Source organism: Mycobacterium sp. (assembly GCF_035623875.1).
Lineage (GTDB): Bacteria > Actinomycetota > Actinomycetes > Mycobacteriales > Mycobacteriaceae > Mycobacterium.
The window spans coordinates 1-13,316 of record NZ_DASPSP010000159.1; the positions used below are offsets into that span (position 1 = coordinate 1).

14 protein-coding genes and 1 riboswitch are annotated in these 13,316 nt (G+C 67.8%); of the genes, 6 read left to right on the forward strand and 8 right to left on the reverse strand.

From position 1 onward, the window contains the following. The coding region (locus tag VEI45_RS12765) for a hypothetical protein (RefSeq protein WP_414687467.1) at positions 1–598 on the forward strand (598 nt) is incomplete at its 5' end. Between the two features lie 133 nt (positions 599–731). Further along, positions 732–911: riboswitch (cobalamin riboswitch) on the reverse strand. Here VEI45_RS12765 and ctpC read toward each other — a convergent pair. The 4 genes from ctpC to VEI45_RS12785 form a co-directional block, all read right to left on the reverse strand. After that, positions 908–3,001, reverse strand: coding sequence for a manganese-exporting P-type ATPase CtpC (gene ctpC, locus VEI45_RS12770; protein ID WP_324853735.1), 2,094 nt, complete (start codon positions 2,999–3,001; stop codon positions 908–910). It overlaps the preceding riboswitch by 4 nt. 31 nt (positions 3,002–3,032) lie before the next feature. Beyond that, complete coding sequence (locus VEI45_RS12775) at positions 3,033–3,311, reverse strand: DUF1490 family protein (RefSeq protein WP_324853675.1); 279 nt, start codon at positions 3,309–3,311, stop codon at positions 3,033–3,035. A gap of 110 nt (positions 3,312–3,421) precedes the next feature. Continuing rightward, positions 3,422–4,102 carry a TIGR03089 family protein gene (locus VEI45_RS12780; protein WP_324853737.1) on the reverse strand — a complete coding sequence of 227 codons (681 nt, stop codon included), beginning with the start codon at positions 4,100–4,102 and terminating at the stop codon, positions 3,422–3,424. Positions 4,103–4,188: 86 nt separating this feature from the next. Next, positions 4,189–5,655 carry an LCP family protein gene (locus VEI45_RS12785; RefSeq protein WP_324853678.1) on the reverse strand — a complete coding sequence of 489 codons (1,467 nt, stop codon included), beginning with the start codon at positions 5,653–5,655 and terminating at the stop codon, positions 4,189–4,191. Positions 5,656–5,723: 68 nt separating this feature from the next. Between VEI45_RS12785 and rfbD the strand changes: the two genes are divergently transcribed. Genes rfbD through VEI45_RS12800 form a run of 3 tightly spaced genes read left to right on the forward strand, consistent with a single transcriptional unit; the run spans position 5,724 to position 8,558 of the window. Beyond that, positions 5,724–6,617: a dTDP-4-dehydrorhamnose reductase gene (rfbD, locus tag VEI45_RS12790; protein ID WP_324853680.1), complete on the forward strand. Its 894-nt coding sequence runs from the start codon at positions 5,724–5,726 to the stop codon at positions 6,615–6,617. Next, complete coding sequence (locus VEI45_RS12795; protein ID WP_324853682.1) at positions 6,610–7,479, forward strand: glycosyltransferase family 2 protein; 870 nt, start codon at positions 6,610–6,612, stop codon at positions 7,477–7,479. Before rfbD ends, VEI45_RS12795 begins: the two co-directional genes overlap by 8 nt. Before the next feature lie 2 nt (positions 7,480–7,481). Next, positions 7,482–8,558 carry an NDP-sugar synthase gene (locus tag VEI45_RS12800; RefSeq protein WP_324853739.1) on the forward strand — a complete coding sequence of 359 codons (1,077 nt, stop codon included), beginning with the start codon at positions 7,482–7,484 and terminating at the stop codon, positions 8,556–8,558. Here VEI45_RS12800 and VEI45_RS12805 read toward each other — a convergent pair. The 3 genes from VEI45_RS12805 to cofD form a co-directional block, all read right to left on the reverse strand. Next, positions 8,540–9,085 (reverse strand): NUDIX domain-containing protein, encoded by a 546-nt coding sequence (locus VEI45_RS12805; RefSeq protein ID WP_324853684.1) that lies wholly within the window; start codon positions 9,083–9,085, stop codon positions 8,540–8,542. The genes VEI45_RS12800 and VEI45_RS12805 overlap by 19 nt on opposite strands. Further along, positions 9,082–10,458 (reverse strand): coenzyme F420-0:L-glutamate ligase, encoded by a 1,377-nt coding sequence (locus VEI45_RS12810; RefSeq protein WP_324853686.1) that lies wholly within the window; start codon positions 10,456–10,458, stop codon positions 9,082–9,084. Before VEI45_RS12810 ends, VEI45_RS12805 begins: the two co-directional genes overlap by 4 nt. A gap of 81 nt (positions 10,459–10,539) precedes the next feature. Then, positions 10,540–11,532 carry a 2-phospho-L-lactate transferase gene (gene cofD, locus VEI45_RS12815; protein WP_324853688.1) on the reverse strand — a complete coding sequence of 331 codons (993 nt, stop codon included), beginning with the start codon at positions 11,530–11,532 and terminating at the stop codon, positions 10,540–10,542. Between the two features lie 313 nt (positions 11,533–11,845). On the opposite strand from cofD, the gene VEI45_RS12820 reads away from it, so the two are divergent. Further along, positions 11,846–12,205: a WhiB family transcriptional regulator gene (locus VEI45_RS12820; RefSeq protein WP_414687468.1), complete on the forward strand. Its 360-nt coding sequence runs from the start codon at positions 11,846–11,848 to the stop codon at positions 12,203–12,205. A gap of 69 nt (positions 12,206–12,274) precedes the next feature. On the opposite strand, the gene VEI45_RS12825 is transcribed toward VEI45_RS12820, so the two are convergent. Beyond that, positions 12,275–12,697, reverse strand: coding sequence for a metallopeptidase family protein (locus VEI45_RS12825; RefSeq protein ID WP_324853743.1), 423 nt, complete (start codon positions 12,695–12,697; stop codon positions 12,275–12,277). 161 nt (positions 12,698–12,858) lie between these two features. Here VEI45_RS12825 and VEI45_RS12830 point away from each other — a divergent pair, with 161 nt between their 5' ends. Next, on the forward strand, positions 12,859–13,296 hold the full coding sequence (locus VEI45_RS12830; protein ID WP_324853690.1) for a DUF3499 domain-containing protein: 438 nt from the start codon (positions 12,859–12,861) through the stop codon (positions 13,294–13,296). The last annotated feature ends 20 nt before the right edge of the window (positions 13,297–13,316 follow it).

Here is a 13,316-nt window from a genome sequence, read left to right on the forward strand (position 1 = left end):
CTGGCATCGTCGTGCGCGGTGGGCACTGTTGCTGGCGTGGGTCAGCATGGCCGCGATGCTCGCCGAGGGCGTGATTGGGCTATGGCAAGGCCTGGCGGTCGCCTCGATCGCGCTGACCGGGTGGGCACTGGGCAGCATGCCTGAGGCCCTGGCCAGTGCCATGGTGGCATGGCGGTTCTCTGGCTTGCGCACATTGTCCGAAACGGCGGAACGGCGCGCTCAGCGCGGTGTTGCGGTGTCGTTTTGGCTGACGGCGCCGTATATCGCTGCGGAGTCCGTACATCACCTTTTTGATGAACACCACGCTGACATTTCGGTGATTGGTATGGCGTTGACGGCGGCGTCGCTGATCCTGATGCCGATCCTGGGTCGGGCGAAACGAGTACTCGCTGTGCATCTGGGCTCAGCGGCTACCGCGGGCGAAAGCACTCAGAACTACTTGTGCGGTACGCAGGCCGCCGCAGTTCTGGTTGGTCTTGCGGTCACTGCCGGCTGGCCGCGCTCCTGGTGGTTCGATCCGGTAATCGGCCTGGGCATCGCCGCTGTGGCAATCTGGCAAGGCGTCAAGTCATGGCGCGGCGAGGACTGCGGCTGCTGAAACCCGCCGCGGCGTCTCGTCGCGTGGGCGGACGCTAGCAGTTTCGCCGCCGCCGAGGGAGATGCAGGTGCCGCCGTCGAAAAGCTGACGAGCCATGGACGTTCAACAGCTCTCTCGGGGTCGACCGCCCCGGGTAGCAGGATGCGACGACGCGAGTGTCCTGGCTCTCGGATCGCTGCTCGCCTCGCCTTCCAGCTCGCTGCCGTGGCGTTTGAGGGTCGCTCCCCGATGACAGTGGCGGGACCGCGCCGGATTCACACCGGCTTCCTACATCGTCATCGCCTTACGTGCGACATTGTCGCACGTCGCTCAGTCCAAGCGGTACCGAATCAACCGCGAGCTGTTGGCGACGACGGCCACCGACGACGCGTTGTGCAGGATGGCTGCGAGCACCGGCGACAACGCACCGCCGGCGCCGATCAACAGCCCGGCGGCGTTGACCGCGATCGACATGCCGTAGTTCTGGCGGATGACCTCGACCGCGCGGGCACCCAAATCGCCGACGTCGAGCAGGCGGTTCAAATCGTCGTTGGCCAAGGCGACATCGGCCGTTTCCACCGCGACGTCGGTGCCGGCCAGGCCCATGGCGATCCCGATGTTGGCGGCCGCCAGCGCCGGTGCGTCGTTGATGCCGTCGCCGACCATGCCGACGACATAACCCTCGTCCTGAAGTTGGCGTACCACTTCGAGTTTGTCCTCGGGCAGTACCTCGGCACGCCACTCGTCGATGCCCAGCTCGCCGGCAACCACCGTGGCGATGTCGGGGTGATCACCGGTGAGCATCACGACCCGGCGGATTCCGTTGGCGCGCAGCTTCTTCAGCACATCGAGCGCTTCGGGCCGGACTTCGTCGCACAGGCTGATCAGCCCGACCAGCTTGCCGTCCACCGCGAGCAGCAACGGGGTCTCGGCCTGACGGCGGAGCTTGTCGACCCAGTCCGCTGCCTTTTTCGAAACCCTGACCTTCTCCGAGCGCAGCAGCGACGGGCTGCCCAGCAGCAGCGTCCGTCCATCGGCCCAGGTCCGCATGCCAAGTCCGACCAGCACCTCGCACTCCTCGTGCGGCGGAATGATGATGCGGCGTTCCTCGGTCGAGCGGATCACGGCCTCGGCCAGTGGGTGGCGGGAATGCAGCTCCGAGCTGGCCGCATAAGCAAGCACCTGCTCCGGCTGCCAATCATTGTGTAGTGCAATGATATTCGTAACAACCGGACGTCCGACGGTAAGCGTGCCGGTCTTGTCGAAGACAATCGCGTCTACCCGTCCGGCCTGCTCGAGGTGCGACCCGCCCTTGATCAGGATGCCGCGGCGTGCGCCGTTGCCGATCGCCGCGCTGATTGCGGTCGGCGTTGCCAGGCCCACGGCGCACGGGCAGGCGATCAGCAGCATGGTCATCGCACGCCGGACGTCTCCGGTGATCGCCAGGGTGATCGCGGACACGATGAACGAGATTGGCACGAAGCGGCGGGAGAAGTTCTCGCCGACGGTCTGGATCGGTGCCCGATCGTGGTGCGCTTCTTCGACGCGTGCGATGATGCGGCCGATCGCGGTTTCGTTGCCGACGGCGCGAGCGCGAACCACCAGGCGCCCGCGCAGCACCACAGAACCGGCGTGCACTGTCGATCCGGCAACGATGCTGACCGGCAGCGTTTCACCGGTGATTGCGGACTGGTCGACAATCGCCTCACCGTCGACCACGTCGCCGTCGACCGGTATCGCCACGTGGTCGTGGACCACCACGTCGTCGCCGATCTGGATGGAATCGATCGGGACCTGTACTTCGTTGCCGTCAACACGAATCCATGCCGTGTCGGCGGTGCCGCGCAGCAGATCCGAGATGGCCCGCCGGGTCCGTCGCAACGTCAAATCCTGAAGGTATTCACCGATATTCAGCAGCCACAGCACGGTGAGCGCGACCACGTTCTCGCGCAGCACCAGGCTGGCCACGGTCGCCGCGGTCACCAGCGCATCGGTGCCGGCGCGTCCGGACCGCAGTGAGCGCAACGCGCCGCGAAGGAACGGATAGCCCATGAATACCGTCGCGCCGGTTGCGACCAGCTGGCCGCTCGGGCCCAGCAGCGGCGGTCGTTTGAAGACATAGCGGCGCACTCCGAGCAAGGCCAGCGCCGCGCCGCCGATCACCATGCGCAGCACCTCGGTGTTGCGGACGTCGGACGACCGCGGTGTGCGAGCCGGGATCAGCTCGGCGGCAACGTGTTCGGCTGACGTGATCGCCGCCAGCACCGCCTCCCGATCGCAGCGCCTGGGCGAGTACCAGACGACGACGGAACCGGTGTGGGGATAGGCGTGCACGGCCCGCACCCCGTTCTGCCGATCCACCGCCTCTTCCACCGCGACTGCGCGCCGGCAATTCGAACGCACCCAGGGGACCTGCACCCGCATCCGCCCGGCCGCGTCCGAAACAACGCGCACGTCAGTGCTCGTGATCGTGGTTGCCGATAGCCGGAGGCTGCGCCTCCTCACCGATGCGTTCGCGGGCTTCGGCCACCACATCGGCCAGCTTCAGCCGGGCTGACTCGGCTGCTTCCTCGGCGCGGCGGGTTCCGCGCAGTCCCCACTCCGTCGCGGTCACGGCGGCGTCGTGCAGTGGAGCCTTGGCCACGGCCTTGCGCAGGACTTCGTACGCGCTGACCCCGACCAGACCGGTTACCACCGTGCCGGCCGCCCTGCCCAATAGCCCATGCACCAACATCCGTATACCCTTCCTTTGTCGCCGTGCCGCCAACCTAACATAGAAATATTGCGATACCAATATGTATTTGGGGGAAGCGGGTCGTATCTCCTCGGCCCCGAAACAATGCCTCAGGAGCCAAAGACGCGGGTGACTTTCTCGGTTTCGATCCGTCGAGGTAGCGCGGCCGGATCCGGGTTGGCTACCTGCACCAGCGACCCGCCGACCGCCAGCACCGCCAGCAGACCCTCGATCACGTCGTCGGGCCCATCCCAGGATGCCGTCGAGAGCACCCGGTCGCTGGCTGTCAAACCCCTTGCGGTGGAGGATTTTTGGCAGGCTGCCAGCACCTCGTCGACCGACCGGCCGGCCAAGGCCGGCCCGGGAATGCGCTCGGCGACGATCTGGTCGCCGTGGACCCGCACCGCGGTCGCGTAATCGGTGACACCGACCGGCAGATCGGCTGCCGGCCGGCCGAACGGGTCCAGCGACAGCACTGCCACCTCGCCGGCGCCGGTGGCGTCAGCCTCGTCGAGCCGGGGCCCGGTACACAACGCGACGTCGGCCTCTGCGCCGCAAAGCACCACCTCCGCGCCGATCCACCACACCCCGAACAACACCGCCGCCGTCTGCCAATGGGCCGGTAGCAACACCGCGACCCGGCTAGCCGGTCCGGCGCCCAACTCGTCGCGCAACAGGTTGCCGGTCTTGGCCGCCCAGTTGGCCAGTGTCACCGCGGACAGCTCGATGCGTTCGCCGGTGGCGTCGTCGTAGTAGGTGATCCGCGGGCCGACCGGGTCGGCGCGCAGCATCGGGTCCAGCACCGCTCCGCTGAGCGTCGTCACAAGTGCTGCTCCTCCTCATCGCTTCGCTCTGCATCGTCGCCGGCACGGTCACGTCAGTTGACGCACTCGGGGTGCTCGGAGCCGGCAGTCAGGATCGGCGAGGGCGGGGGAGCGTTGTTGTCGGCCGGGCCGGAGTCCGACGAGCCGGCCGACACCGCGGTGGGACCGTCGCTCAAGCCCGCGCCCGGGCCGGTGTAGTCGTTGGCCAGCACCACCCGAACCGATCCCGGCGGGACCGATGGATTAGCGATGACGGGCAGGCCGCCGAGATCTTTGGCCACCGCTTGAGCGCCCAGGTCGTCAGCCTTGGCGGCTTGCACCTGGCTGCCGGCCACGTGGGCGGCATCGTTGTTACCCACCATGCCTGCGGTAAATCCTCTGGAGGTCAACACTTCTGACACTGACGCAGCGAGCCCGTTGATATCAGTGTCGTTGAGCACGTTGGCGGTGGTCTTGTTGGGCGTGTAGGCCAGCTCCTCGGTCTTGCCCTGCGCCTGATCGTGCAGCAGGCCCGCGACCCAGTCTTGGACCTGATGAGGGTCGACCCGCACGACGCTGTGCATGCCGTCGTCGCTCCAACCGGACTCGTCGAGCACCGGGATGGTGGCGAAAGCGATCTTGCCGGCGGCGAGCTTCTGCAGCTGATTCACGAAATCCATGATGTCCCAACCGGATGACAGCACCACCGAGCGCTGGATGGCCCGCTGCAGCCGGTTCATCGTCGCCGGGCTCGACAACGTCTTGCCGGAGATCACCTGGTGGGCCAGCGAGGCCATCACCACCTGCTGGCGCACCACCCGGTCCAGGTCGCCGCGGGGCAGGTGATGGCGCTGGCGGACAAAGCTGAGCGCATGTGGGCCGTTGAGCTTCTGCCAGCCCGCGGGAAAATCGGCGCCTGAAAGTGGTTCGAACACAGGCTCTTTGAGGCATACGTTGACACCGCCGAGGGCGTCGGTGATCAACGAGAAGCCCAGCAGCCCGATCTCGGCGTAGTGGTCGACGGTGACACCGGTGAGGTCGGCGACCGTCTTGATCAGCGCCTCACGGCCGGCCTCGGTTCCCTCCGCCTCGGCCTCGGCGGGCGCGACGCCGGATTTGACGAGGCTGACTCGCTTCTCTTCCCTCGTCTGGCCGTAGACGCCGTTGATTTTGGTCTTGCCCAGCCCGGGCGCGGAAACGTAGGTGTCGCGTGGAATCGAGATGGCGGTCGCCGATTTCCCGTTGTTGGGGATGCGCACCAGGATGATGGTGTCGGTGTTGGTGGCTACCTCGTCCCCGGCCCGCAGACTGGCCAGTTCTTCGGTGCTCAGCGGATTGCCGTGGGCATCGGTGCGGCTGTCCATGCCGACCAGCAGGATGTCGATCGCGCCGTCGTCGCCGCCGTGACCCAGTGACGGCGCGAAGACGTGGTAGATGCCGTCCTCGAATGAGCGGACCTTGCTCCATGCCACCCCGGTAACGAGCACTACCAGCACGGCCGCCACGGTTGCAATCACACGAGTCACGCGTTGCGCAGGCATCACAATAGATTACTTGCGTCACATTGGTATCGTTGGTAGCTCCGGCTCGGCGTGCCAGACTTGTGACCGTGCCCGACAGGATCGTGATCGCCGGTGCCGGCGGGCAAGTCGGCAGCTGTTTGGCGGCCGAGGCAGTTCGTCGGGGACGCGACGTGCTGGCGCTGACGTCGTCGCAGTGGGACATCACCGATTCGCAGGCCGCAGCCGAGATCGTGCAGACCGGCGACGTGGTGATCAACTGTGCGGCCTACACCAATGTGGACGGCGCCGAGGGCGATGAGGAGCGGGCATACGCGGTCAATGCGGCCGGCCCCGAGCACATCGCCCAGGCCTGCGCGCGCGCCGACGCGCGACTGATCCACATCTCCACCGACTACGTGTTCAGCGGCGACTTCGGCGGCGCAGCTCCGCACCCCTACGAGCCCGACGACGAGACCGCGCCGCTGAGCGTGTACGGGCGGACCAAACTCGCCGGCGAACAGGCGGTGCTGGCGGCGTTGCCGGAGGCCGTGGTGGTACGCACTGCCTGGGTCTACACCGGCGGAAGCGGCAAGGACTTCGTTGCCACCATGCGCAGGCTGGCCGCCGGCAACGGCATCCTCGAGGTGGTCGATGACCAGACCGGATCGCCGACCTACGTCGCCGATCTGGTCGGCGCGCTGCTCGAGGTGGCCGACGGGCGGGTGCACGCGCGCATCGTGCACGCCGCGAACGCGGGCGAGGTGTCCCGTTTCGGCCAGGCCCGTGCGGTGTTCGAGGGCGTCGGGGCCGACCCGGAGCGGGTGCTGCCGGTCAGCAGCGCGTACAGCCCGCGGCCGGCGGCGAGGCCGCCGTATTCGGTGCTGTCCGGTCGACAGTCGGAGCAGGCGGGGTTGACGCCGCTGCGTCCATGGCAAGACGCGCTCGCCGAGGCGCTGTCCGCGGCGCTCAGTGCGGGACCGTTACCCTCAACGCGTGAGTGACGTCCTGCCGGTCGTGACGGTGACCTACTCGCCGGGCCCGCATCTGGACCGGTTTTTAGCGTCGCTGTCGCATGCGACCGAGCGACCAGTCAGCGTGCTGATGGCCGACAACGGCTCCACCGACGGGGCGCCGCAGGCCGCGGTAGAGCGCTACCCGGGCGTTCGGCTGTTCTCGACCGGGTCCAACCTCGGCTACGGCAGCGCGGTGAATCGCGCGATCGCGCACTTAGGAGATGCCGACGAATGGGTCGTGGTGGCCAACCCGGATGTGCAGTGGGGGCCGGGCAGCATCGACGCGCTGTTGGACGCTGCCGCGCGGTGGCCGCGTGCGGCGACGCTGGGCCCGCTGATCCACGACCCGGACGGCTCGGTGTATCCCTCGGCGCGCCATCTGCCCAGCCTGATCCGCGGCGGCCTGCACGCGGTCGTCGGACCGCTGTGGAAGAACAATCCGTGGTCGACGGCCTACCGCCAGGAGCGGCTGAAACCCAGCGAACGGCCGGTGGGCTGGCTGTCGGGGTCGTGCCTGCTGGTACGCCGCGCGGCCTTCGAGCAGATCGGCGGCTTCGACGAGCGCTACTTCATGTACATGGAGGATGTCGACCTGGGCGACCGGTTGGGCAAGGCCGGTTGGCTCAATGTCTATGTGCCGACGTCCGAGGTGCTGCATCACAAGGGCCACGCCACCGGACGCGAGTCGGCGCCCAACCTGGCGGCCCACCACAAAAGCACCTACCTCTATCTGGCCGACCGGCATGCTGGCTGGCGGCACGCGCCGCTGCGCTGGGCCATGCGGGGCGGGTTGGCCGTGCGCTCGCGGCTGATGGTGCGCGGCGCTCGGCGGTCAGAAGGGCGGCGGTGACGGTGGCACACGCGGAAGTCGACGCGGTTGTCCTGGTCGGCGGCAAGGGCACCCGGCTGCGGCCACTGACACTGTCGGTGCCCAAGCCGATGCTGCCCATCGCCGGGTTGCCGTTCCTTACCCACCTGCTCTCCAGGATCGCCGCCGCCGGTATCGAGCACGTGATCCTCGGTACCTCCTACAAGCCGGCGGTGTTTGAGGCGGAGTTCGGTGATGGGTCGAAGCTGGGTCTGCATATCGAGTACGTGACCGAGGAACATCCGCTCGGTACTGGCGGCGGTATCGCCAACGTCGCCGGCCATCTGCGCCATGGCACCGTCATGGTCTTCAACGGCGACGTGCTGTCCGGAGCCGATCTGGGGCAACTGCTGGACTACCACCACGAACGGCACGCCGACCTCACCTTGCATCTGGTTCGGGTCGGTGACCCGCGGGCATTCGGGTGCGTGCCGACCGAAAATGGCCGTGTTACAGCGTTTTTGGAGAAGACGGAGGATCCGCCGACCGATCAGATCAACGCCGGCTGCTATGTGTTCTCACGCGCGATCATCGACCGGATTCCCCGCGGCCGCGAGGTCTCGGTCGAACGTGAAGTGTTCCCTGCGCTGCTCTCCGACGGCGACATCAGTGTGTACGGCTACGTCGATGCCAGCTACTGGCGAGACATGGGCACGCCGGAAGACTTCGTCCGCGGATCGGCGGATCTGGTCCGCGGCATCGCCCCGTCGCCGGCTCTGCATGGCCACCGGGGTGAGCAATTGGTGCACGACGGCGCGGCGGTGTCGCCCGGCGCGTTGCTGATCGGCGGCACGGTCGTGGGCCGGGGTGCGGAGATCGGCCCCGGCGCCCGGTTGGACGGCGCGGTGATCTTCGACGGCGTCAAGGTTGAGGCGGGCAGCGTGATCGAGCGGTCGATTATCGGCTTCGGTGCCCGCATCGGTCCGCGGGCGCTGATCCGCGACGGCGTTATCGGCGACGGCGCCGACATCGGCGCGCGTTGCGAGTTGCTGCGGGGCGCGCGGGTGTGGCCCGGCGTCTCGATTCCCGACGGCGGTATCCGCTACTCGTCCGACGTGTGAGCCGCGCGGGCGACCAGGTATGCCAACGCCTCGTCGGACCCGTCGGGCAGCGCGTGGGTCGGCCACCAACGCAGGTCCACCGATTCGTCGCTGATCGCGATCTGGGCCCCGGCCGGGGCGTGGGCCACGAACTGCAGATCGAGGTGGCGGGTCGGCACTCCGAGCGAGCAGGTAACCGGGTGGACGTGCACCGCGGCAAGGCCGGGGGAGATGCGCAGGTCGGCTACGCCGGATTCCTCGGTGGCCTCCCGTAGCGCTGCCGCGACAATGTCGCCGTCGTCGTCGTCACAATGCCCGCCCAATTGCACCCAGCGGCCCAGCCGCGGATGCAACGTGAGCAGGACCTGGCCGCCGGAATCGTCGAGCACCAACGCCGAGGCGGTGACATGTCCGGGCACGCATTCGCGAAGGCAGGCGTCATCGCGCGCATCCAGAAACGCCAACACGGCGTGACGCAGGGAGTCCTGCTCCCGGTTCGGCGCCTCCCACTCGCGCAGCAACGCAATCGCCGACTGACGAACGTTCACTTGCGCACCAGCAGATCGGTGACTTGCACCGGCTCCCGCGGTTCCGCCAACGGCTCGGATGGATAGCCAATCGCGATGGCGCCCAACGGTTCCCAGTCGCCGGGCAGCCCAAGCTCGTCGCGGACCAGATCGGCGGCGAAGATCGTCGAGCCGATCCAGCAGCTGCCCACCCCGCGCACGGCCAGCGCCACCAGTAGCGCCTGTACGGCAGCGCCCACCGCGACGGTGAACATGGTGTGCTCGGCGTCGTTGCGGGCGGCGTCGGGGTAATCGTGCGCACCGTCGGGCACGAGCATCGGAATCACGACTTCCGGTGCGTCGTAAAGGATCTGGCCGCGTGCCACTCGTCGCTCGACAGCATCGGCCGGCCTGCCGTCACCGGACAGGTCCGACCGCCACTTGTCCCGCATCCGGTCCAGCAGTCGGATCCGAGTCGCAGGTGTCTGCAGCCAGGCGAAGCGCACCGGCCGGGTGTGGTGGGGGGCCGGCGCGGTGAGTGCCTCCGCGACAGCGGCCTCGATCGCCTGCGGCGGCACCGGCTTATCGGCGAACTGGCGCACCGAGCGGCGCAGCAGCTGCGCCTGCTGGCGGCCCAGCTCCAGGGCTTCGGCGGTGCCCAGCCAAAACAGGTCCTCGGTGCCGGGCCGCACCAGATGGCGCGCCGTATCGCCGGTGTCGGCCACGACGCCACCGGGCAGCCCGCGCACAACGGCCACCGGTATCGCGGTCAACTTGCCCTTGACCAGATCGGCCGCGGCGGCGATCTCGTCGGCAATCGCGATCTCGGTGACCACCAATTCGTTACCGTGCCGGTCGACGGCACCCGCGTAGTTGTGCAGCACGGCCAGACCGGCCGCGCCGACGGCAGCGTCGGTCTGACCGTTGCGCCACGCGCGGCCCATGGTGTCGGTGACCACGACGCCGACGGTCACTCCCAGCCGTTGGCGCAGCCCGGCCCGCAGGGCCGCCGCGCTGGCGTCGGGATCGACAGGCAGCAGCGCTAATTCGTCCGCACCGACGTTGGAGCCGTCGACGCCGGACGCGGCCTGGACCACGCCCAGCTTGTTCTCGGTGATCAGCGTGCGCCCTTTGCGGGCCAGCACTCGAACGGCTTCTGTGTCGACGAGCTTGCGCCGCAGCGCGTCTCGTGCCTCGGGGTCGTCGGGTGCGTCCACCAGCCGGCCTTCGCATTTGGACACCACCTTGCTGGTGACCACCAGCACGTCGCCGTCGCGCAGCCAGGGCGCCGCGGCGGCGATTCCCGCGCTCAGGTCGTCGCCGGGCCGGAATTCGGGCAACCCGGTAACGGGCAGGATTTCAACCGCTGACGCGGTGCCGTGCTCGCCGCCGGCCGGCGGCGTGGTGGGTGTCACGATGCGCCGCTCCTCTTCATCGCTACGTCCCCTCGCCGCTGCGCGGCTGGGGGTGCCCCCACTGCGTCGTCGCCGGCGCCGTCATGCTGCCACACCCGCGAGGTTCAGGCCGGCGCTCACCATCTCGGCCGTCGCCTTCGGATCCGTCATCAGCAGCGGTACCGACTGCACTGCAACCCCGTCGATTTCGGCATGGTCGCCCTCGTGGATCAGCCAGCAGTCCAAGATGCCGGTGCCTACCCGCGCGCCATAGTGTTGCCCCACCGCTTCGGCGGTAGACGCCACGCCGATCACTTTCAGGCATGCATCTGCCATGCCGCGCAACGGCTTTCCTCCGATGATGGGGGAGTAGCCTACGATGGGCGCGTTGGTCGACCGCAGTGCTCCCCGGATGCCGGGGATGGCCAGGATCGCGCCAACACTAACCACCGGATTTGACGGTGCCAACAGAACGATGTCGGCGTCTGCGATGGCCTCGGTGACTTCAGCTGGGGCATGGGCTTTTTCAGCACCGATGAACGCAAAGCTGTGCGTCGGCACCTGCGCCCGGTAGCGCACCCACCATTCCTGAAAGTGGATCGCGCGTTGACTGTCGTCGACGGGATCGGTTATGACGACGTGGGTTTCGCAGCGGTCGTCACTGGCAGGCAGCAGCCTGGCTCCCGGTTGCCAGCGGTCGCACAGCGCCGCGGTGACTTGCGACAGCGGATAGCCGGCCCGCAACATCTGGCTGCGCACCAAATGGGTAGCCAAATCGCGGTCGCCGAGCTCGAACCAGTCAGGTTGCACGCCGTAGCGGGCCAGTTCTTCCTTGGCGTGCCAGGTTTCGTCGCGATGGCCCCAGCCGCGCCGCAGGTCGACGCCGCCGCCCAGGGTGTACATGCAGGTGTCCAGATCGGGACAGATGCGCACGCCGTGCATCCAGGCATCGTCGCCGATGTTGACGACCGCGGTCAGCTCGTGATCGTCGGCAGATTCAGGCGCGGAGGCAAACTGGCCCAGGCCGAGCAGCTGTTGCACACCAAGCAGAAAGCGGGCGCCGCCAACCCCGCCGACCAGAACCGTGACCTTCACACCGCACGACAGTACGCCCGGCGAGAGGCGGCTCGAACCGTCGCGGTAGCGGCCCGGCAGGGGGGTGTGAGCGACACGCCGTGGCGGCAATGGCTGCAGTGTCGCAAAAAAATGGTCACGAGATGGTATGGAATTCCTTCGAATGGCTTGCAAAGCGCAACTCACCCGTGTGTAATCACATCAGTGTCATTTCGGTTGGCCGGCCGGATTCGGTGCCGCAAACCGATATTCGATCATTTGTTCGAATCGAGATGGCCGCACATCAAAACAGTGGTGAGTTCACGATCAACGAAACCAGGTGAGGAGGCGGAGCATGTCCTATGAGCACCTTCGGGGCCTAATGGGAGGCACACCGCACACCACTACCGGCTCGCCGATAACAGGGATAACGTCAAGGCCCCATTTGAGTTTGGTTCCCGATGCGGTCGAAGTCTTTGAGTCTGCACCGGTCACCACCGACCAGTGGCAAGACCGCGCGTTGTGCGCACAAACGGACCCCGAGGCGTTCTTTCCCGAAAAGGGCGGCTCCACCCGTGAGGCCAAGAAAATCTGCCTGGGCTGCGAGGTCCGGGCCGAATGCCTCGACTACGCCTTAGCTCACGACGAGCGGTTCGGCATTTGGGGCGGCCTGTCCGAGCGGGAACGCCGCCGCCTCAAACGCGGAATCATCTGACGCAGTCGGCCGCCCGGTGACGATGCGGGCCGTGCAGCGGCCCGAGGAGGAGCCGGGCAATCAGCTCGGTTAATCGTCGTCGATCGTCGGGTCGATCACCGAGGGCTCGACGTCCAGATAGGTGGCGACTTGGGCCACCAGGATTTCGTGCAGCAATTCGGCGAGTTCGACCGTATCCTTTGCGCGCCGCTCAATTGGCTTGCGGAACAACACAACTCGCGCTCGGGTAGCGCTGCCGCGCACGTCGACGCCGGCGCTGATCAACCGGGCCAGCGCGATCGGCCCGTCGGCAACCACTTCCGGCGGCCACTGCACGCTGTCGGGATCCTTCGCCGAGATCCGTGGGATCTCGTCGACCGCCACGTCGAGCCCCGACAACCGCTCCTGCCAGCGCCGCTCGATGGGCTCATAGGCCTCGAGCACGGCCATGTCGAAGCGCTCGGCGCGGCTGCGCCAGCCGGGCACCGTCGGCGGCAGCAACGGCCCGCGCATCTCGCGGCCGCGGCGCGAGACCCGTCTGGGCGCCGGCCGGCCGTCGCGGCGGGAGCTGCGGGAATCGCTCACCCGGCGATGGTAACGGTTGGACATCGTGGCTCGGGCGAATGCGCGTGTCCGGCGCTGCGGGGACGTTCTCGCACGATAGCCTCACGATCGTGAACGTTCCGCGTCGCTGTTGCCGACCCGGGTGTCCGCATTATGCGGTGGCGACACTGACGTTCGTCTACTCGGACTCGACGGCGGTGATCGGCCCGCTGGCAACCTCACGCGACCCGCACTCCTGGGATCTGTGCGTCAGCCACGCCGGTCGCATCACCGCGCCGCGCGGCTGGGAACTCGTCCGTCACTCCGGCCCGCTGGCCGCCAACCCCGACGAGGACGATCTGATCGCGCTGGCCGAAGCCGTGCGCGAGGGTTGCGACGCCGTCGCTGGCGGTCCGCCGGTCAACGGATTTCACGATTTCGGCGGCCAGCATGGCGGTGCACCGACGGCGGCACCCTCTGCTGGTGTGCTGGCCCAGGCCGGGCAGCGCCCCGCCGGAACCGGACGCCGACGCGGCCATCTCCGGGTATTGCCCGACCCCACTGACTAGTAACCTCGCCGGGCTAGGCT